Raw genomic sequence first — 20,079 nt, 5'->3', positions numbered from 1 at the left:
TCACGAGAGGCGCTTCATGTTCGCCCCGGTGATCATGCCGTCGGAAACGGTGTAGGAACCGGAGAAGCTTCGCATCGAACCATCGGTCTGACGGGCCGAGAGGTCGACGTACACCGTGCTGCCGCGCACATTCGTGACGGTGAGCGCGGCCCACGAAGTCGTCGCGAATCCCTTGACATAGGAGGCGTAACTGCCGCCTTTCGCCAGCCGTCGCCCACCGAGATTCCACGCGGTCGGGAAATCGCGCCGGTTGAGCGCGTCGTAGTAGGCGATCACCGTCTGCGCCACCGGAACGGCCGGCGCGGGATAGACCGTCTGAGTCGTCTGTGGTGCGACATAAACCGTCTGCGGCGGCGCCGCGACCACGGGTGGCTGGATCACGATGGTGTTCGGGGGAGCGGCCACCGTGACGGCCGGGGTCGCCGTTCCCTGAGTGGGTACCGCGCACGCGGCCAGCGCGCCCGCCGCCATCAAGGTCACTGCCGCCCAGTTCTTCGCTCCCATTGTTCGCCCCTCGTCGCTCACCTATTTCTCCGTATTACCGAGAATGCGGGAAATGGAGCTGGGCTCACTAGGGGATTTGGCCTCGTTACGAATGGTGAAAAACGCGGCGTAACCGTTATCGGATCTTGTGCGCCGGGCGTAGGGCGACCCTCGTCTCACGCCGGATCCCCGCCGGGTTTAGCGTTAGGCATGACCACTGCACCTGTCGATGTCGAGAGCGCCCGCCGCGACTACGCGGCCCTCGTCGACCGTGGCCTCTCCCTGGACATCACCCGCGGCAAGCCGTCCCCTCGCCAGCTGGACCTCGCCGACGGGCTGCTCGCGCTGCCCGGAGACGTGCGCAAGGCCGAGGACGGCACGGACGTCCGCAACTACGGTGGCCTGAAGGGCCTGCCCGAGCTCCGCCGGATCTTCGCCGGACCGCTGCAGGTCCCGGCCGAGCAGCTGCTGGCCGCGGGCAACTCCAGCCTGGAGCTCATGCACGACTCCATCGTGCAGGCCTTCCTCAGCAAGCTCCCGGGCGCCGAACGCCGCTGGGCCGACGAGCCGCGCATCAAGTTCCTGTGCCCCGTCCCGGGCTACGACCGCCACTTCGCGCTGGCCGAGCGCTTCGGCATCGAGCTGGTCCAGGTGCCGCTCACCGAGACCGGCCCGGACATGGACGTCGTCGAGCGGCTCGTCGCCGAGGACGCCACGGTCAAGGGCATCTGGTGCGTGCCGAAGTACAGCAACCCGACCGGGGTCACCTACAGCGACGACACCGTGCGCCGACTGGCGGCGATGACCACGGCCGCCCCGGACTTCCGGATCTTCTGGGACAACGCCTACGCCGTGCACCACCTCACCGAGACCGAGGCGCCGCTGGCCGACCTGCTCGCGCTGTGCGCCGAGCACGGCAACGCCGACCGCGCGTTCGTCTTCGGCTCCACCTCGAAGGTGACCTACGCCGGTGGCGGCGTCGGCTTCTTCGGCGCCTCCGAGGCCAACCTGGCCTGGTGGATCGGCCTCATCGGCAAGCGGACCATCGGCCCGGACAAGGTCAACCAGCTCCGGCACGCGCTGTTCCTGCGTGACGAGGACGGCGTCCGCGCGCACATGCGCAAGCACGCCGAGCTCATCGGGCCGAAGTTCGCGGCCGTCGACGAGATCCTCACCAAGGAACTCGGCGAGAGCGGCCTCGCGTCCTGGACGAAGCCGACCGGCGGGTACTTCATCTCACTGACCGTGCCCGCCGGGACCGCCAAGGAGGTCGTGCGGCTGGCCAAGGAGGCGGGCATCGCCCTGACCCCGGCCGGCGCGACCCACCCGTACGGCGACGACCCCGACGACGCCGTCATCCGCATCGCGCCGACGTACCCTGAGCTGGCCGAAGTCGAAGAGGCGATCCGCGGCCTCGCCGTCTGCGTTCGCCTTGCCGCGGCGACGAAGAAATAAATTCGAGATCTTTTCCAATCCGGGTCACGGGTGGTTCCGAACGTCCGAGTGGGTGGGTGTGCACCGCAAAGACGAGAGGAACCACTCGTGTTCGGAAAGCCCTTCGTTCGTACCCTGATTTCGCGCAGTGCCGAGAACCGCACGGATCGCCGCCGGTTCTTGAAGGCCGCCGGCGCGGCGGGGCTCGGTGTCGTCGGCGCGACCTACCTCGGGGTCCAGGCCACCTCGACCGCTTCGGCCACGGGCGACGCGGCCGCCGAAGCCGCCGCGGCGGGTGCCCCCAGTGACGCGGCCGTGCTCAACTTCGCGCTCAACCTGGAGTACCTCGAAGCCGAGTTCTACTCCTTCGCCGTCTACGGGCACGGACTGCCGGACGACCTCACCGGCGGGGCCGGCACCCAGGGCGGGGTGCGCGGCGGCAAGAAGGTGATGTTCCACGACAAGGCCCTGCACCAGTTCGCGAAGGAGATCGCGGGTGACGAGGTCGCCCACGTCAAATTCCTGCGCGGGGCCCTGGGCGAGGCCGCGGTCTCCCGGCCGGAGATCGACCTCAAGGACAGCTTCACCGCCGCGGCCAGGGCGGCCGGGCTGATCAGCGAATACCAGCAGTTCGACCCGTTCGCCAACGAGAAGAACTTCCTGCTCGCGGCCTTCCTGTTCGAGGACGTCGGCGTGAGCGCCTACAAGGGCGCCGCCCCGCTGATCACCAACAAGACCTTCCTGGACGCGGCCGCCGGGATCCTGGCCGCCGAGGCGTATCACGCCGCCACCATCAGGACGTCGCTGTTCGACCGCGACCTCGGCGACGCGGCGGCCAAGATCTCCAACGCGCGGGACGCCCTCGACGGTCCGGGCGACGACGACCAGGGCATCCTGCTCGGCAACCAGGCCAACATCGTGCCTGCCGACAACAACGGCATCTGCTTCGGCCGCGGCGCCGACCGGGTGCTCAACATCGTGTACCTGAACCCGGGCCCGGTGCAGGAGGGCGGGTTCTTCCCCAAGGGGGTCAACGGCGACATCGTCGCCAGCGGCGGCGCGTGAACCCCGCTGTCGTGCCGCCGTTCCGGGTACCTTTTCAGGACGGCGGCACGACAGGGGGTTCGCGGTGAAGGCAGTGATCATCGGCGGTGGTATCGCGGGCACGGTGACGGCGATGGCGTTGCGGCGCGCGGGGATCGAGGCGAGCGTCCACGAGGCGTACGCGTCCGGCGGTGAGGACGCGGGCGCGTTCCTCACGATCATGCACAACGGCATGGACGCGCTGCGGGCGATCGGCGCCGACGGACCGGTGATCGGCAACTCCTTCGGCGCGGTGGGGCTGGAACTCGTGACGCCGGACGGGCGCACCGTCGACAGGCGTTCCTACGACCTCGACGGCCTCCCCGGGCCACGCACGATGACACGGGCGTCGCTCTATCGCACGCTGCAGGAGGAGGCGATCTCACGCGGGATCGCCATCGAGCGCGGGAAGCGGCTGGTTTCCGCCTCCCCGGGTGTCGCCCGGTTCGAGGACGGGTCCACCGCCGAGGGCGACATCCTGATCGGCGCCGACGGCCTGCGGTCGGTGGTGCGGACCATCATCGACCCGGATTGCCCGCCGCCGCGCTCGACGGGCCTCGACGTCGTCTACGGCTACACGACCGACACGAGCGTTCCGCAGGCGCCGTCCATCTACCGGATGGTCCAGAGCCTGCACGCCTTCTTCGGCTACACGAGCGTTCCCGACGGCTCGACGTACTGGTTCGCGCGGCTCCCCACGGCCGAAGGAGTCCGAGTAGGACTGTCGGCGGCCGAATGGCGCTCGGTGGCTCTCGCCGCCTTCGACGGGGAACCGTTGCCTGCCGCGGAAATCATCCGATCGACGGGGGACGACGTCTTCGGTGGCCACTCCTACGACGTCCCCTCGACACCGGTGTGGTCCACCGCGTCGATGGTGCTCGTCGGAGACGCGGCGCACGCCGCCTCCCCGGCGGCGGGGCAGGGGGCGTCGATGGCGCTGGAGGACAGTGTCGTGCTGGCCCAGTGCCTGCGCGATCTTCCCGACGCGCCAACGGCTTTCGCGGCCTACGAGCGGTTGCGGCGGGCGCGGGTGGAGAAGCTGGTGGCGAGCAGCGCCGCGCTCTCGTCGGGGACCGTGTCCGACGAGGGGCGGAACTGGCTGTACCGGCACCACATCGAGTGGGACGAGACGATCACCGCATGACACCTGTCACAAGTGGCGGATTTCCCGGGTGACGCTTGATGATCTTCAGTACTTTCCGCGTCACTTTCCGCGTCGTCAACGAAGAAATCTGCCTGGGGGTTGATTGATGTACAAGATCCGTGGTCCTGCTCGCCACGTTCGCGGTGGCGGGGATGGCCGTGGTGAGCGCACCTGCCGCGCAGGCTGCGTCTTACACGCAGGTGGGCTACGCGAGCTCGTTCGGCCGGCAGGTGTACCTGTGGCGCAACAACGACAACGGCTGCATCCACGCGCAGGGCAAGAGCATGCGCAACGGTGACGAGGTGATCCTGCAGGTGGTCAGCGGCGGCATGCTCATCGACGACGACGTGCAGCGCGCCAACGCCACCGGCGTTTCGGTCAACACGCAGTCGCTCTGCAACAAGGGGGGCGCCGGATTCCGGGGTCTCGTGAAGGACGCGAACGCGAACGGACCGGAGACCGGCACCTACCAGAACTGGTGACGGGAGGCGTCACGTTTGGTTCGCGTTCAGCCGACTAAACGCGACGCTTCTGCAAGCGCGTGAAGTGGTGGTGCCTCCATGAGGGACTCGTTCCCCGCGCTCGAGGTCAGGGTCCCGGCAAGGTCGCAGAGCTGTTGGTCGTGAGTGGCAAGTGTCGTTCTAACGACACTCAACACTCACGACCAACAAGAGCCCGACCTTGCCGGAGCCCTGACCCTGAAGGTGGTGAAGGACGCTTTCCCCGCATGCCATGCGGGGAAAGCGCCCTTCACCGCATGGCATGCGGGGAAAGCGCCCTTCACCTCCCGGCGAGCTACTTCTTGTAGAGAGCTTCGATGTCGTTCGCGTAGTTCTTGTTCACGATGTTGCGCTTCAGCTTCAGGCTCGGCGTGATCTCGCCGCCCGCCTCGGTGAAGTCCTTCGTGAGGATCGTGAACTTCTTGATCGCCTCGGCCTGCGACACCGCGCTGTTGGCCTGATCGACGGCCTGCTGGATCTCGGCGCGCAGTTCGGCGTCATCGGCCAGATCGGAGACGGAGGCGTCGGAAGGCTTGCCGTGCTGCGACTTCCACGACGGGAAGTACTCCTCGTCGATGGTGATCAGCGCGCCGATGAACGGCCGCTGGTCGCCGACCACCATCGCCTGGCTGACCAGCGGGCTGGCCTTGATGGTGTCTTCGAGCCCGGACGGGGCGACGTTCTTGCCGCCCGCGGTCACGATGATCTCCTTCTTGCGCCCGGTGATCTTCAAGAACCCTTCGTCGTCCAGTTCGCCGAGGTCGCCGGTGTGGAACCAGCCGTCCTCCAGCGCTTCGGCGGTCGCCTGCGGGTTGTTGAAGTAGCCGCCGAACACGACGTCACCCTTGAGCAGGATCTCGCCGTCGTCGGCGATCCGCACCGAGGTGCCGGCGACCGGCTTGCCGACGGTGCCGACCCGGAAGCCCGTCTGCGTACCGACACACGCCGCCGCGGACGTCTCGGTCAGGCCGTAGCCCTCGAACACCGGGACCCCGATGCCGCGGAAGAAATGCGCCAGCCGCACGCCGAGCGGGGCACCGCCGGACACCGCCGCGACGCACCGGCCGCCGAGGGCCGCGCGCAGCTTGCTGAAGACGAGCTTGTCGAACAGCGCGTGCTTGACCTTCAGGCCCAGCCCGGCGCCGCCGGTGTCCTGTGCCTGGCTGTAGGCGACGGCGGTGGCCTCGGCGGCGTCGAAGATCTTGCCCTTGCCGTCGCCGTGGGCCTTCTGCTTCGCGCTGTTGTAGACCTTCTCGAACACGCGCGGCACGGCGACGACGAACGTCGGCCGGAAAGTGCCGAGGTCGGCGACGAGGTTCTTGACGTCCGAGGTGTGCCCGAGGGTCACCCGCGCGCTGAGCGCGGTGACCGCGATGGCGCGGGCGAGGACGTGGGCCAGCGGCAGGAACACCAGCAGCGAATTGCCCTGCTCCATCAGCTGCGGGAACGCGGCGATGTCGGCGCGGATCTCGGCCAGGAGGTTCCGGTGCGTCAGCTCGACGCCCTTGGGGCGGCCGGTCGTGCCCGACGTGTACACGATCGTGGCGAGGTCACCCGCCTTCACCGTACGGCGCCGCTCGTGCAGGTCGTCGTCGCTCAGCCCGGCGCCCTCGGCGGTCAGGTGGTCGACGGCGGGAGCCTCGGCGGACTCGATCTGCCAGGTGTGCTCCAGCGTGTCGAGGCGTCCCTTGACCGACTCCAGCGTCGCGAGGTGCTCGTCGGTCTCGACGAACACGGCCTTCGCCGCCGAGTCCGAGAGGATCCAGTGGACCTGCTCGGCCGAGGAGGTGTCGTAGATCGGGACGGTGACCGCGCCGGCGGCCCAGATCGCGAAATCGATCAGGGTCCATTCGTACCGGGTCTTCGACATGAGCCCGATCCGGTCGCCCGGTGCGATGCCCGCCTGTGCCATTCCCTTGGCCACGGCGAGAACCTGGGCGGCGAAGTCCTTCGCGGTGACGTCCAACCAGGTACCGTCGACCTGGCGGCGGAAACTCACGACATCGGAGAACCGCTCGGCGTTCGCCCAGACGACGTCCGCGAGGTTCTCGTCGTCGGTCACCGGATTGGCGGCGGGGGCGCTGTATTCGCGCACGAGGAACCTCCGTGTTCGCGTGCAAGTGGTGTGACCGGTGTTACCCGCCAGTCAACTTAGCGTGCCGTGCACCTTAAGACCATGCTGGCGGATCGGCCATACCGAGGGCATGACATTCTGCCGCTTGTGAACCAGGCGCCGCCAGCTCTCGACATCGTCGACGAGACCTTCCTCGTGGTCCCGCCCTCCACCGTGGCCGCCGCTTTCGCCGATCCGCGATCTTGGTCACGTTATTGGCCGGACCTCGTTCTCGAGGTCTACACCGACCGCGGCGACGAGGGATTGCGCTGGACCGTGCGCGGTGCCTTGATCGGTACCATGGAGGTCTGGCTCGAGCCGGTACTCGACGGCACCTTGCTGCACTACTTCCTGCGCGCCACCCCCGCCGGCCCCGACGGGGAGCCGCTCGGCCTGGCACCGCGGGAGCTGCGCCGCGAGTTCGACCGCCGGGCCCGTGCCGCCAAGGCGATCGCGCTCGGGCTCAAGGAGGTCCTGGAAGACGGGCGCGAGCCCGGGGTCGGCCCGTTGGCCGGCTGAGCAGGGAAGCACGGCGCGGGAAGTACAGGGGGAGCGGGATGCGGGTTCACGTGGTGTCGGACGTGCACGGCAACGCCGACGCGCTCAAACGCGCCGGTGACGGCGCCGACGCGCTGATCGTGCTGGGCGACCTGCTGGACTTCGTCGACTACCGCGAGCACGACAAGGGCATCATGGGCGCGCTGTTCGGCGCCGAGAAGGTCGGCGAGTTCGCGCGGCTGCGGCGTGAGGGCACTCGTGATGAGACCGTTGCCTTCTCGCGATCGTTGTGGGCCACTTTGGCCGATCCCGCCGCCGCGGTCGGCGAGGCGATCCTCGACCAGTACGCCACCCTGTTCGGCGCGCTCACCGCGCCGACCTACGCGACCCCCGGCAACGTCGACGACCCGTCGCTGTGGCCCGAGTTCGCCGGGGACGGCATCCAGGTCCTCGACGGCGAGGTCGCCGAGTTCGGCGGCCTGCGGTTCGGGTTCGTCGGCGGCGCGCTGCTCCCGCCGAACGTGGTGCCGCGCCGCAACGGCTTCTGGCGGCCGTACCTGCGCACCCGCGAGGAGTACGACGTCGCTGTCGGCGGGCTGGAGAACGTCGACGTCCTGTGCACGCACATCCCGCCCGCGGTGCCGGAGCTGACCTACGACGTGGTCGCGCGGCGGTCCGAGATCGGGTCGGCGGCGCTGGTGGACCTCGTCCGCGAGCAGCAGCCGCGGTGGTCGGTGTTCGGGCACGTCCACCAGCCGCTGACCGCGCGGACGAGGCTCGGCAGGACCGAATGCCGTAACGTCGGTCACTTCAAAGAGACGGCACAGCCGTACGTGCTGCGCTGGTGACCGCCGGTCCCGGCTAGAGTTTGGGTCATGGCCGAGCAGTCCACGCAATCCATCGAGGTCGACGCCGAGCCCGAGCGGGTCATGGCCGTCATCGCCGACTTTCCCGCGTATCCGGAATGGGCCAAGGCCGTCCGGGAGACCGAGGTGCTCGGCGAGGACGGCGAAGGCCGCGCCAAGCAGGTGAAACTCACTCTCGACGCCGGGCCGATCAAGGACGTCTACACCCTTGAGTACGACTGGGACGCCGACGGCCAGGGGGTCAGCTGGCACCTGGTCAAGGGGCAGATGCAGAAGGCCCAGAACGGCCGCTACGCCCTCGAAGCGCTGGGCGGTGGCCGCACCAAGGTGACGTATACGCTGTCCGTCGAGCTGGCGCTGCCGATGATCGGGCTGCTGCGCCGCAAGGCCGAGAAGATGGTCATGGACACCGCGCTCAAGGAGCTCAAGAAGCGCGCCGAAGCGTCCTGAGTCGAAGGGTAGGCATGCGGATCCTGCTGTTCACCGGCAAGGGGGGTGTCGGCAAGACCACGCTGGCCGCGGCGACGGCGGCCGCACTGGCGGGCCGGGGCAGGAAGACGCTCGTGGTCTCGACCGATCCCGCGCATTCCCTCGGCGACGCCTTCGGCCGCCCGCTCGGCGCCGAACCGTCCGAAGTGGACACCCTCCTGCACGCCGCCCAGATCGATTCCCGCGGCCTCGTCGACAGCACCTGGCGTGAACTCCGGCAGGAACTGCAGTTCGCGCTGGCGGGCGCCGGACTCGACTCACTCGACGCCGAAGAGCTGACCGTGGTGCCCGGCGTCGACGAACTGCTCGCCCTCACCGAGGTCCAGCGCCTCGCCGAACACGGCCCGTGGGAGACCGTCGTGGTCGACTGCGGCCCGACCGCGGAGACCCTGCGGCTCCTGGCTTTACCGGAAGCGGTTTCCGGGTACCTGACGAAGATGTTCAAACCTGGCGCGCGGCGGACGGCGGCCGCGGTGCGGCGGCTCGGCGCGCATCTCGAGTCGCTGCGGACCCTGCTCACCGATCCGGCCGTCACCACGGTGCGGCTCGTGCTGACGCCGGAACGCGTCGTCGTCGCCGAGGCCCGCCGCACCCTCAGTTCCCTGGCCCTGCGCGGGATCGGAGTAGACGGCCTGATCGTCAACCGGCTGATGCCCGCGCCCGGGTTCTGGCGCGGCGCCGCGGCTTCGTGGATGCGCACCCGCCGTACGCAGCAGAACGCCGTCCTCGCCGAACTCGCGGACGCCGGATTCGGGCCGGAAGAGGTGAAGCCGGTCGAACATCGCGCCGTCGAACCGGTCGGCCTGGAAGCCCTGAAGGAAATCGCGTACGAGCTTTACCGGGGCCTGGATCCCTTGATAGGCAACGGAAAAGGTGTCACACCGCTGCTGCAGATGTCCGAATCGGACGGTGGTTACCGGTTGCGCGTCGCCGTGCCGCTGCACCGTGACTCCGAAGTGGACCTGGCCAGAGTGGACGATGATCTCGCCGTCACCGTGGACGGTTTCCGGCGGCTGATCGCGCTGCCGGAGATGTTGCGCCCGTGCCGGATCACCGGTGCGGAATCCGACGCGCACGGCCTGGTCGTGAACCTGGCCGGGAACCGGGGACCCGGGTGAGCGAGTACAGCGAGGACACCGGAACAGAGCGGCTCAGCCTGACCGAAGAGATCCGCCTGCTGGTCGAACTGGTCGTCGAGCACGCCGCGCCGTGGCTGGAGGGCCTCGTCTCCGCCGGGCACGGCTGCACCGAACACGAGCCGGACGGGTGGTGCCCGCTCTGCGCGATCGTCGAGGTCTTCCGCGGTGAGCGGCCCGAGTTCGTGGCCAGGCTGATGGAGCAGGCCGCGCAGCTCGTCGCGCTGCTGCGGGCGGTGCTGGCGGACCGCTGGGAGCCCGAGGGCGGGGTGCACATGCCCGGTTTCCACCCTGCGCGGAAGGAGCCCGCGCGGGAAGATGCGCCGGTGGGAGCTTCGCGGGTCCAGCACATCGCGGTGACCAAACGCGACGCTTGGCAGCCGGATCGGGAGAACTGAGTGCTGACGGTAGGGGTGGACGTCGGGGGCACGAGTGTGCGCGCCGGCGTGGTGGACGAGCACGGCTCGCTGATGGACACCGCCAGGGTCGGCACCCCCGGTGAGGAGGACGCGCTCGAAGACGCCATCGCCGGGGTCGTCGAGGACCTCCGCAACCGGCACGACGTCTCCGGCGTCGGGCTCGCGGTCGCCGGGTTCGTCGCGAAGGACCGGCGGACGGTGATGTTCGCGCCGCATCTGGCGTGGCGGGCGGCGCCGGTCGCGGAACGGATCGAGAAGCGCGTCGGCCTCCCGGTGACACTGGAGCACGACGTGAACGCGGCCGCGATCGGCGAGTACCGCTTCGGTGCCGCCCGCGGCGCCCATGTGGGCGCGCTGATCGCGCTCGGCACCGGGATCGGCGCGGGCCTGCTGCTCGACGGCAAGATCTACCGGGGCGCGTACGGCGTCGCCCCGGAACTCGGGCATCTGACGGTCGTCCCCGGCGGGCGGGCCTGCCCGTGCGGGAAGTACGGCTGCTGGGAGCGGTATTGCAGCGGGACGGCGCTGGCCGCGACGGCGGTGGAGCTGCTCGCGCGGCATCCCGGCCGGTCGACCGTGCTGGCGCGCGAGACCAGGGGAGACCCCGGTTCGGTCACCGGCCGCCGGGTCGCCGGTGCCGCCCGTGACGGCGACCCGATCGCCCAGCGCGCGATGACCGAGCTGGGAAAGTGGCTCGCCGAGGGACTGGCGCTGGTCGCCGACGTCTTCGACCCGGAGATCATCGTGATCGGCGGCGGGGTGTCCGAGTCGGCGCCGCTGTTCCTCGACGAGGCGCGGGAACGGTACGCGGGCAAGATCACCGGGGCCGGGCACCGGCCGCTGGCCCGGATCCGCACCGCGCATCACGGGGACGACAGCACGATCGTCGGCGCGGCGGCGCTGGCCGCCGACGCGGCGAAGGCTCCCGTCGCCGAGGTCGGTGTGACAGGCTGAGGCCGTGACCAGGCAGGACGGCAACGGCTTCGTGAAATGCGATTTCGGGCATCTTCACTGGGGCGTGAACGGTGCCGCCGGACTGCTGCTGTCCGATCCCGCGCGCGGCGTCCTCCTGCAGCGGCGGGCCTGGTGGGTCCATCACGGTCGGACGTGGGCACTGCCCGGCGGCGCGGTCGAGGCGGGGGAGAGCCCGCGGGAGGCGGCCACCCGCGAGGCGCACGAAGAGGCCGACATCCCGCCCGCCCGGGTCCGCCCGCTCGCGGCGTCGCTCGTCGACCACGGGAACTGGCGTTACACCACGATCCTCGCCGCGCCGATCGGCAGGTTTTCGACCAGGGTGAAGAGCGCGGAGAGCGCGGAACTGCGGTGGGTCCACGCGGGAGAGGTCGCGGACTTCCGGCTGCACCGCGACTTCGCGGTGGCCTGGCCGGGATTGAGGGAACACTTGGATCGCGGTTTGGTACTGGTGGTCGACGGCGCGAACGTCGTCGGATCGCGGCCGGACGGCTGGTGGCGCGACCGGCGCGGCGCGGCGGAACGGCTGCGGGACAAGCTCGCGACGCTGGCCGCGACCGGGTTCGCCGATCCGGCGCTGCCCGGCGGCGGGGACTGGGCGTGGTGGCCGAGGATCGTGCTGGTCGTCGAGGGCAAGGCACGGGGAGTCGCGGCCGTGCCCGGTGTCGAGGTCGTCCACGCCGAGGCCGACGGGGACTCCCGGATCGTCGCCGTCGCCCGCTCCGCCCGCGCCGAAGGCCCGGACGACCACGTGATCGTGGTGACCGCCGATCGCGAACTGCGCTCCCGCGTCGAGGCCCTGGGCGCTTCCACCCTGGGCCCCGGCACCCTGCTGGGTCACCTCGATCGCGTTTAGCCCGCTAAACGCGACGTGTCAGGGGCGCGCGATCTTGCCGTCCCGCATCTCCGCGATGAGCGAAGCGACGACGGCGCGCAGACTGCCCTTGTGCTGCTTCGCGACCGCGCGCTGACGCAGGTAGCTGGGCCCGTAGCGCAGGATCGTCTCCACCGACCGCAGTTCGTCGGCGCAGTCCAGGCGCCGGGCCACCGGTTCGAGCCGGTCCAGCAGGTCGAGGGTGTCGTCGGTGACGAGCCGCTCGGTGCCCGCGGCGTCGAGGATGACGATCGCGTCGACGCCGTAGCGCGCCGCGCGCCACTTGTTCTCCTGGACGTGCCACGGCGGCAGCGTCGGCAGGATCTCGCCGTCGTCGAGCCGGGTGTTGAAATCCTCCACGAGACACTGCGTCAGCGCCGCGATCGCGCCGACCTCCTCCAGCGTCGGCAGCCCGTCGCACACCCGCATCTCGATCGTCCCGAAATGCGGGGCCGGCCGGATGTCCCAGCGGATCTCGGAGAAATGGTCGATCACGCCCGTGGTGAACATGTCGTCGACGTAGCTCTCCAGCTCGGTCCACTTCCGGAACTGGAACGGCAGCCCGGCCGTCGGCAGCTGCTGGAACATCAGCGCGCGGTTCGACGCGTACCCGGTGTCCTCCGCGCCCCAGTACGGCGACGACGCCGAAAGCGCTTGCAGGTGCGGCGCGTAGTTGAGCAGCGCGTCCAGGATCGGCAGAGCCTTGTCGCGGTGCTCGACACCGACGTGCACGTGGACGCCGTAGATCAGCATCTGCCGTCCCCACCACTGGGTCCGGTCGATGAGCTTGGCGTACCGCTCCTTGTCGGTGACCTTCTGCTGGTACCACGTCGAGAACGGATGCGACCCGGCCGAGAACAGCTCGACGCCCAGCGGGTCGAGCACCGAATGCACGACGTCGAGCGAGGCGTTCAGATCGGCCTTGACCTCGGCGATCGTGTCGCAGATCCCGCTGATCACCTCGATGGTGTTGAGCAGCAGTTCCTGCTTGATCTTGGGATGCTCCTCCGCGCCGTCGGGCCGGACGGCGTCGAGCACCTGCTCGGCGACCGACGACAGTTCACCGGTCCGCCGGTCGACGAGGGCGAGTTCCCATTCCGCGCCGACGGTCGACCGGCGCGAGGGACAGAAGTCGATCTTCATGATCGGATTGTCCGGCAGCTCAGACCTGCGCGCCGTTGTGCGGATCCGCGCCGGGCGGCGGCCCCTGGCGGACCCGCAGGAGGAGGAGGGCGATCGCGGTCGCGAGGGCGAGGATGCCGAGCGGGGTGCCGAGCCGGGTACCCATGCCGATCAGGGTGGGCGCGATCAGGAGCAGCAGGCCGAGCAGGAAGAACAGCAGGACGACGAACGCGCCCTTGCGCGGTCGCGGCAGGGGAGGCGGCTCGGGCGGCACGAAATGGCCCTCGTCGTCACCCGGCCCGGCCGGATCGTCCTCGAAGAGGGTCTTGTCCCAGCTGGTGCCGCCGCCCCGCCAGCCCGGTTCGGGCTCCGCCTCCGAAGAGTCGGGCCGGGGCGTCTTCTCCGCCGGCTTCTCCTTGGTCTTCTCGGCGGGCTTCTCCAGATCCTCGTCCGGGAACAGGCCGACACCCTCCGCACGGAGGTCGGCCACGATCTCGGCGAACGTCGCGTCGACGTCCTCCGGCCCGTCCTTGCCTCTGCTCATCCGGCGTCCACCTGTCCCGCCCGGCGCACGGACCGGGCGAAGTCCACCGTACGCGTGAAGATCAGGCCCGCGTCGTGGTCTTGGGTGGCCACGTGGAAGCTGTTCTCCAGCACCACCTCGGTGACGTCCGTGCTGCCGATCCCGTCGAGGATGATCCGCGAGTTCAGCGGCTCCACCACGTGGTCGACGGCCGAATGCAGCAGCAGCACCGGCTGGGTGACCTTGCCCAGCTCCGGCCGCACGACGGCCCACAGCCTCGCCAGGCTCGCGGCCGCCCGCACGGGCGTGCGGGGGTAGGCCAGCTCGGTCTCGCCCGGCTTGGCGATGTCGTTCGCGATCGCCTTCACCGACGGCACCATGTTCGCCAGCAGCGGAAGCAGTTTCGTGTCCAGCCCGCGGCGCATGATCGACGGGTTCACGAGCACGATCCCGGCGATCCGGTCGCCGAACTCCTCGGCCAGCCGCAGGGTCAGCGTCCCGCCCATCGACAATCCGGCGACGAACACCGAGTCGCAGGTCGCGAACAGTGCCAGCAGCTCTTCGCGGACCGCGCCGTACCAGTCCTCCCAGCCTGTCCGGTTCATGTCCTGCCAGCGGGTGCCGTGCCCGGGAAGCAGCGGGCAGCGGACCGTGTAACCGGCCTCGGCCAGATGGTCGCCCCAGGGCCGCATACTCGCGGGGGTGCCGGTGAATCCGTGGCACAGCAGGAACCCTGCTTCGGTCGAACCGGTGTGAGCGAACGGTTCCGCGCCGGCGAGGACGGCCATGCGATCGCCTTCCGTGAGAGCTGGGTAGGTCTCCTATGTTCGCACGAGCGGAGCGGCTTGTGGGCCCCCGGCCGTCGCCGGAATCGGGCCGGACCGGGTGTGAGATCCGTCGCCCGGTGCGGGTAACCGGGTGGACTTCGTTGTGCCGGGGGTGCGCGGTTCGTAGTCTTGACCATCGGGCGCGGGGGCTGAGCTGCTAGGAGGAGTTTTCGCAGTGCTGTACTGGCTCATGAAACACGTGTTTATCGGGCCACTGCTCAAGGCGCTGTGGCCCACCAAGGTGGTCGGTGCGGAGAACATCCCCGAGCACGGCGGGGCGATCCTGGCGGGCAACCATCTCGCGGTGGCCGACTCCTTCTTCATGCCGCTGCGCGTCAAGCGCAAGGTGACCTTCCCGGCCAAATCGGAGTACTTCACCGAAAAGGGGCTCAAGGGCCTGCTGAAGAAGTGGTTCTTCACCGGCGTCGGCCAGTTCCCCATCGACCGTTCCGGCGGCAACGCGGCGCAGGCCGCGCTCGACACCGCGACCCGGCTGGTCCGCGACGGTCACCTCCTCGGCATCTACCCCGAAGGCACCCGCTCCCCGGACGGCCGCCTGTACAAGGGCAAGACCGGTGTCGCGCGGATCGCGCTCGACTCCGGCGGCGTCGTCGTCCCGGTGGCCATGATCGGCACCGACAAGGTCAACCCCATCGGCTCGAAGATGTGGTGGCCGCGCCGCCTGGAGATCCGCTTCGGCAAGCCGCTCGACTTCTCGCGCTACGAGGGCCTCGCCGGCGACCGCTTCATCGAGCGGTCGATCACCGACGAGATCATGTACGCGCTCATGGAGCTTTCCGGCCAGGAGTACGTCGACATCTACGCCGCCAAGGCGAAGGAACTGCTCGCCGCGGAAGAGGCGGGGATCCGGCCGAAGGTGCCCGCGCAGCCGTCCGCCCACGACGTCGCCCGTATCCCGGACACCAAGGTCGGCTGAGGCCCCACTAGGGTTCTCCGGTGCGCTTTTTCTACGACACCGAATTCATTGAGGACGGCGTGACCATCGATCTGGTGTCGATCGGTGTCGTGGACGAAAGAGGACGCGAGTTCTACGCGGTCTCCACCGATTTCGATCCCGGCAAGGCCGGCCCCTGGGTCCGCGACAACGTGCTCCCGAAACTCCCGTCGCCCGCCGACCCGGCGTGGCGCAGCCGCGAGAAGATCCGCGAGGACCTGCTCGAGTTCTTCGGCAAGCCGCCCGGCGGGATCGAACTGTGGGCCTGGTTCGCCGCCTACGACCACGTCGCGCTGGCGCAGCTGTGGGGTCCGATGCCCGCCCTGCCGCGTCAGCTGCCGCGGTTCACCCGTGACCTGCGGCAACGCTGGGAGGACGCGGGCAAGCCGAAGCTCCCGGCGGCCCCGGACGACCAGCACGACGCGCTCGCCGACGCGCGGCACAACTACCAGCGATGGCAGATCATCGAGTCCTACTGGCACCGGTAGCCGGTCGCCTCTCGTGAGTGGTAATGACGGTTCTAACCGTCATTACCACTCACGAGGCGGTAGCGGTCAGCGCCGTGAGTCGACGGCTTCCGCCAGTGTGTCCAGCAGCTCGGCCGTCGTCTCCCACCCGAGGCACGCGTCGGTGATCGACTGCCCGTAGGTGAGCGAAGCCGCGTCGCCCAGCGTCAGGTCCTGCCGGCCCGGCACCAGGAAGCTTTCCAGCATCAGCCCGGCGATGCCCCGCTCACCGGCACCGATCCGCCCGGCGAGTTCCCGCACCACCGAAGCCTGCCGCACGTGGTCCTTCGCGCTGTTGCCATGGCTCGCGTCGATGATCACGCGCTCCGGCAGCCCCGCCTTCGCCAGCCGCGCCAGCGTGTCGGCCACCGTCGCGGAGTCGTAGTTCGGCCCGGCCGCGCTGCCGCGCAGGATCACGTGGCAGTCCTCGTTGCCGGCGGTGGTGATCAGCGCGGCGAGACCGTCGGGGTTGATACCGGCGAACACGTGGCTCGCGCCCGCCGCGCGGGTGGCGTCGACGGCGACCTGGACGTCGCCCTCGGTCGAGTTCTTGATCCCCACCGGCATCGACAGCGCGCTGCACAGCTGCCGGTGCACCTGGCTCGCGGCGGTCCGCGCGCCGATGGAACCCCAGGTCACGGTGTCGGCGATGAACTGCGGGGTGATCGGGTCGAGGAATTCGCAGCCGACCGGCAGGCCCAGCGCGGAGACGTCGAGCAGCAGTTTGCGCGCCATCCGCAGGCCGTGGTTGACCTCGTAGGTGCCGTCGAGGCCGGGGTCGTTGATCAGGCCCTTCCAGCCGAGGGTGGTACGCGGCTTCTCGAAGTAGACGCGCATGACGATGTGCAGGTCACGGCGGTGTTCTTCGGCCTTCGCGGCGAGGCGGCGGGCGTAGTCGAGCGCGGCGTCCGCGTCGTGCACCGAACAGGGCCCGACGACGACGAGGAGCCGGTCGTCCCGGCCGTCGAGGATGTCGACGGCCGAGGCCCGCCCGGCTAGGACGGTTTCGGCGATTTCTTCCGTCATCGGATGCTCATGCCGCAGCATCGCGGGCGACAGCAGCGGGTTGATGGCCGCCGTGCGGTGGCCATCGAGGGCGATGAGGGTGTCGGCGGAGGGAGACATCGCGGGTCTGGTTCCTTTCGAAAGGGATACCGACCCGCGGGAACTCGCCGAGCCGGTGTGATTCCGGCTCGGGGTGGTTCGTCAGCGCAGGTTCACGCCGCCGTGCCCACCCGGGGCCGGCTTCGTAAACCAGAAATAGCGCTGCACGACGCCAAGCTAGCACATCGCCGCCCGCGGACCGATTCCCGAGGTGGTCCGCCCTGCACCGATCCAGAGAACTGCCGCTACGCTGGGATCGGGACATGTGACTGTCATCTCTACGGAACACAAGACGGAGGCTTCTGATGCGTGTCGGTGTGCTGACCGGCGGTGGCGACTGCCCGGGGCTCAACGCGGTGATCCGCGCTGTGGTGCGCAAGGGCATCGAGGTGCACGGCTGGGACATCGTCGGGTTCCGCAACGGCTGGAACGGTCCCCTCACCGGGGACAGCCGTCCGCTCGGCCTGAACGACGTCGAAGACATCCTCACCCGCGGCGGCACGATCCTGCGCTCGTCGCGGACCAACCCGTACAAGGTCGACGGCGGCGTCGACAAGATCAAGGCCGTCCTCGCCGAGCAGCAGGTCGACGCGCTGATCGCGATCGGCGGCGAGGACACCCTCGGCGTCGCGAAGCGGCTCACGGACGACGGCGTCGGCGTCGTCGGGGTGCCCAAGACGATCGACAACGACCTCGGCGCCACCGACTACACCTTCGGCTTCGACACGGCGGTCTCGATCGCCACCGAGGCCATCGACAGGCTGCACACCACGGCCGAGTCGCACCACCGCGCCCTGGTCGTCGAGGTCATGGGGCGGCACGCGGGCTGGATCGCGCTGCACTCCGGTCTGGCGGGCGGCGCGAGCGTGATCCTGGTGCCGGAGCGGCACTTCAACGTCGACCAGGTCGTCTCGTGGGTCGAGCGCCGGTTCGAGAAGGAGTACGCGCCGATCATCGTCGTCGCCGAGGGCGCGCTGCCCGAGGGCGGCGAGGAGAAGCTGCTGACCGGGGAGAAGGACGCCTTCGGGCACGTCCGGCTCGGCGGCATCGGCACTTGGCTGGCCGACGAGATCGCCGCCCGCACCGGCAAGGAGTCCCGTGCGGTCGTGCTCGGGCACGTCCAGCGCGGCGGCACCCCGACGGCCTACGACCGCGTGCTCGCCACCCGGTTCGGGCTCCACGCGGTCGACGCCGTGGCCGACGGCGACTTCGGTGTGATGGTCGCGCTGCGCGGCACGGACATCGTCCGCGTCAAGCTGGCCGAGGCGACCGCCGAACTGAAGACCGTCCCGGTCGAGCGCTACGAAGAGGCCGAAGTCTTCTTCGGCTGAGCGGTGTTTCATGAGAAGGCCCCTTACTCCGTGCTGAGCTCGGGTAAGGGGCCTTCGCCGACCTTGCGGCGCCGACCTCGCGACGAGTTGAATCGGCCACCTGGGGGTCTGGGTGGAAAGGCGGGGTTCTCATGGCCGAAACGGGATCCAGCAGACGCGAGTTCCTGAGATGGCTGGCCGCGAGCGGGACCGGGGCGGCACTCGCCGGATTCCTTCCCGGCACGGCCGCGGCGGCCGCGGACGAGATCGTCGTCATCACGCGGGTCACGCTGATCGACGGCACGGGTTCGGCTCCGCGCTCGGACGTCTCCGTCGTCCTCGTCGGCGATCGGATCGCCTGGATCGGCGATGCCCGGCAGATCCCGGAAACCGGGGGCGCGCGGACGATCGACGGTCGCGGCAAGTACCTCATCCCGGGACTGTGGGACATGCACACCCACGGCGCGGACCTCGAGGAGATCGTCCCGCCGCTGCATCTGGCGCACGGCGTCACGGGTGGCCGCGAGATGTGGGGATACGCGGAGAACCGCGCGACCAGGGACAAGATCGAACGCGGTGAGCTGCTCGGCCCCCGGCTCGTGGTGGGAAGCGGCATCGTCGACGGGCCGGTCACGCTGCTGGCACCGCCGGTGATCCAGGTGTCGGCCGAAGCCGAGGCGCGGGCGGCCGTCCGCGCGGAGAAGGCGGCGGGCGCCGCGTTCGTCAAGACCTACTCCTACCTCGGCCCCGAAGCCCTGCGCGGGGTCGCGGACGAGGTCCGTGCCCAGGGGCTGCGGTTCTCCGGGCACTGGCCGTACAAGGTGTCCCACTTCGAGGCGAGCGATCTCGGCCAGCACAGCTTCGAGCACTTCTTCGGGGTGTCCATCCACTGCTCGTCCCGGCGCGACGAGATCCTCGCCAGGCTGAAGGCGACGCCGTTCGACCCGGCCGCGCCGCGCGACTTCTTCAACCTGGCGCGGAAACTGGAGTTCGAGTCGGTCTCCGCGTACAGCCCGAGCGCGGCCTGGTCCTACTTCGGCAGGCTGCGGCGCAACGGCACCTGGCATTCGCCGACGCTGACGATCAACCGGGTCGTCACGCAGCCCGCCGAGACCCACCAGCGGGATCCGCGGCTGAAGTACATGCCCGCCGACATCCGCGAGAGCTGGGCCTTGGGCATCGAAAGGTTCGCGCCGAAGACGCCTTCGGACATCGCGCTGCAGGAGCGGTATTACCAGGAGACGCTGCGGCTGGTCGGCGCCGCGTACGACGCCGGTGTCGGGATCATCGGCGGCACCGACTGCCTCAACCCGTACACCTTCCCCGGCAGCGGGCTGCGCGAGGAACTCGCCTTCCTGGTCGAAGCCGGGCTTTCGCCGGTGCAGGCGTTGAAGACAGTCACCGGTGACGCGGCCAGGTTCCTCGGCAGGGAGCAGACGTCGGGCACGATCGCGGCGGGGAAGGAGGCGGATCTCGTGCTGCTGGACGCGAATCCGGCCGCCGACATCCGCAACGTCGCGAAGATCGACCTGGTGATCACGCGGGGCCGCGTCCTCGACCGGACGACGCGGCGCCGGATGCTCGACGCCGTCGAGACCGCCGCGAACCGCCCGCCTGCCGCGGGCACGAGCGCGCGGATCCAGTCCCTCGCCCGCCGAGGCTGCTGCTGCTGACACCCCTCCCACCCCTCGCATTTCGTCCTCTGGATGCGGTAGTTGCGC

The 20,079-nt window shown here is 69.6% G+C and carries 21 protein-coding genes; 15 read left to right on the top strand and 6 right to left on the bottom strand.

Annotated features, from left to right (window positions below):
- Window positions 1–525, bottom strand: coding sequence for a hypothetical protein (locus L324_RS03770; protein WP_235783391.1), 525 nt, complete (start codon window positions 523–525; stop codon window positions 1–3).
- A gap of 168 nt (window positions 526–693) precedes the next feature.
- Between L324_RS03770 and L324_RS03765 the strand changes: the two genes are divergently transcribed.
- The 4 genes from L324_RS03765 to L324_RS03750 all read left to right on the top strand — a co-directional run bounded on the left by L324_RS03765 (window position 694) and on the right by L324_RS03750 (window position 4,626).
- On the top strand, window positions 694–1,938 hold the full coding sequence (locus L324_RS03765) for an aspartate aminotransferase type Ic (RefSeq protein WP_037304110.1): 1,245 nt from the start codon (window positions 694–696) through the stop codon (window positions 1,936–1,938).
- Window positions 1,939–2,025: 87 nt separating this feature from the next.
- Entirely contained in the window at window positions 2,026–2,982 is a 957-nt protein-coding gene (locus tag L324_RS03760) for a ferritin-like domain-containing protein (RefSeq protein ID WP_037304109.1), read from the top strand.
- 64 nt (window positions 2,983–3,046) lie between these two features.
- On the top strand, window positions 3,047–4,144 hold the full coding sequence (locus tag L324_RS03755) for an FAD-dependent oxidoreductase (RefSeq protein WP_037304107.1): 1,098 nt from the start codon (window positions 3,047–3,049) through the stop codon (window positions 4,142–4,144).
- A gap of 119 nt (window positions 4,145–4,263) precedes the next feature.
- A complete protein-coding gene (locus tag L324_RS03750) occupies window positions 4,264–4,626 on the top strand; it encodes a hypothetical protein (protein ID WP_037304106.1) in 363 nt (120 codons plus the stop codon).
- Window positions 4,627–4,939: 313 nt separating this feature from the next.
- Here L324_RS03750 and L324_RS03745 read toward each other — a convergent pair whose 3' ends face one another.
- Window positions 4,940–6,739, bottom strand: a complete 1,800-nt coding sequence (locus L324_RS03745; RefSeq protein ID WP_037304104.1) for an AMP-dependent synthetase/ligase — start codon at window positions 6,737–6,739, stop codon at window positions 4,940–4,942.
- Window positions 6,740–6,865: 126 nt separating this feature from the next.
- On the opposite strand from L324_RS03745, the gene L324_RS03740 reads away from it, so the two are divergent.
- Genes L324_RS03740 through L324_RS03710 form a run of 7 tightly spaced genes read left to right on the top strand, consistent with a single transcriptional unit; the run spans window position 6,866 to window position 11,993 of the window.
- Window positions 6,866–7,276, top strand: coding sequence for a hypothetical protein (locus tag L324_RS03740; protein WP_037304102.1), 411 nt, complete (start codon window positions 6,866–6,868; stop codon window positions 7,274–7,276).
- Between the two features lie 38 nt (window positions 7,277–7,314).
- The gene (locus L324_RS03735; RefSeq protein WP_037304101.1) at window positions 7,315–8,103 is read left to right on the top strand and encodes a metallophosphoesterase family protein; all 789 of its coding nucleotides are present in this window, start codon (window positions 7,315–7,317) and stop codon (window positions 8,101–8,103) included.
- 27 nt (window positions 8,104–8,130) lie between these two features.
- Window positions 8,131–8,571, top strand: a complete 441-nt coding sequence (locus L324_RS03730; protein ID WP_037304100.1) for an SRPBCC family protein — start codon at window positions 8,131–8,133, stop codon at window positions 8,569–8,571.
- 14 nt (window positions 8,572–8,585) lie between these two features.
- Entirely contained in the window at window positions 8,586–9,728 is a 1,143-nt protein-coding gene (locus tag L324_RS03725; RefSeq protein ID WP_037304099.1) for an ArsA family ATPase, read from the top strand.
- Window positions 9,725–10,144, top strand: coding sequence for a hypothetical protein (locus L324_RS03720; protein ID WP_037304097.1), 420 nt, complete (start codon window positions 9,725–9,727; stop codon window positions 10,142–10,144). Before L324_RS03725 ends, L324_RS03720 begins: the two co-directional genes overlap by 4 nt.
- 15 nt (window positions 10,145–10,159) lie before the next feature.
- Window positions 10,160–11,119: an ROK family protein gene (locus L324_RS03715; RefSeq protein ID WP_037304449.1), complete on the top strand. Its 960-nt coding sequence runs from the start codon at window positions 10,160–10,162 to the stop codon at window positions 11,117–11,119.
- Between the two features lie 4 nt (window positions 11,120–11,123).
- On the top strand, window positions 11,124–11,993 hold the full coding sequence (locus L324_RS03710) for an NUDIX domain-containing protein (protein ID WP_037304096.1): 870 nt from the start codon (window positions 11,124–11,126) through the stop codon (window positions 11,991–11,993).
- Window positions 11,994–12,011: 18 nt separating this feature from the next.
- On the opposite strand, the gene L324_RS03705 is transcribed toward L324_RS03710, so the two are convergent.
- From L324_RS03705 to L324_RS03695, 3 genes are read right to left on the bottom strand one after another with little or no spacing between them, the layout of a single operon-like run.
- Window positions 12,012–13,154 carry a glutamate--cysteine ligase gene (locus L324_RS03705; protein WP_037304095.1) on the bottom strand — a complete coding sequence of 381 codons (1,143 nt, stop codon included), beginning with the start codon at window positions 13,152–13,154 and terminating at the stop codon, window positions 12,012–12,014.
- 19 nt (window positions 13,155–13,173) lie between these two features.
- A complete protein-coding gene (locus L324_RS03700; RefSeq protein WP_037304093.1) occupies window positions 13,174–13,677 on the bottom strand; it encodes a hypothetical protein in 504 nt (167 codons plus the stop codon).
- Window positions 13,674–14,444: an alpha/beta hydrolase gene (locus L324_RS03695; RefSeq protein WP_037304092.1), complete on the bottom strand. Its 771-nt coding sequence runs from the start codon at window positions 14,442–14,444 to the stop codon at window positions 13,674–13,676. The genes L324_RS03700 and L324_RS03695 overlap by 4 nt, the downstream gene beginning before the upstream one ends.
- A 214-nt stretch (window positions 14,445–14,658) precedes the next feature.
- On the opposite strand from L324_RS03695, the gene L324_RS03690 reads away from it, so the two are divergent.
- On the top strand, window positions 14,659–15,420 hold the full coding sequence (locus tag L324_RS03690; protein ID WP_037304091.1) for a lysophospholipid acyltransferase family protein: 762 nt from the start codon (window positions 14,659–14,661) through the stop codon (window positions 15,418–15,420).
- Between the two features lie 20 nt (window positions 15,421–15,440).
- Window positions 15,441–15,926, top strand: a complete 486-nt coding sequence (locus L324_RS03685; protein WP_037304090.1) for a polyadenylate-specific 3'-exoribonuclease AS — start codon at window positions 15,441–15,443, stop codon at window positions 15,924–15,926.
- Window positions 15,927–15,992: 66 nt separating this feature from the next.
- Here L324_RS03685 and L324_RS03680 read toward each other — a convergent pair whose 3' ends face one another.
- On the bottom strand, window positions 15,993–17,069 hold the full coding sequence (locus L324_RS03680; protein WP_037304088.1) for a 3-deoxy-7-phosphoheptulonate synthase: 1,077 nt from the start codon (window positions 17,067–17,069) through the stop codon (window positions 15,993–15,995).
- 284 nt (window positions 17,070–17,353) lie between these two features.
- Between L324_RS03680 and L324_RS03675 the strand changes: the two genes are divergently transcribed.
- Window positions 17,354–18,379 carry a 6-phosphofructokinase gene (locus L324_RS03675; RefSeq protein ID WP_037304086.1) on the top strand — a complete coding sequence of 342 codons (1,026 nt, stop codon included), beginning with the start codon at window positions 17,354–17,356 and terminating at the stop codon, window positions 18,377–18,379.
- Between the two features lie 131 nt (window positions 18,380–18,510).
- On the top strand, window positions 18,511–20,031 hold the full coding sequence (locus L324_RS03670; RefSeq protein WP_037304085.1) for an amidohydrolase family protein: 1,521 nt from the start codon (window positions 18,511–18,513) through the stop codon (window positions 20,029–20,031).
- The last annotated feature ends 48 nt before the right edge of the window (window positions 20,032–20,079 follow it).

The sequence above is a fragment of the Amycolatopsis orientalis DSM 40040 = KCTC 9412 genome (assembly GCF_000478275.1).
Classification (GTDB): Bacteria; Actinomycetota; Actinomycetes; order Mycobacteriales; family Pseudonocardiaceae; genus Amycolatopsis; species Amycolatopsis orientalis.
This window is presented reverse-complemented; position numbering and strand designations above follow the sequence as displayed.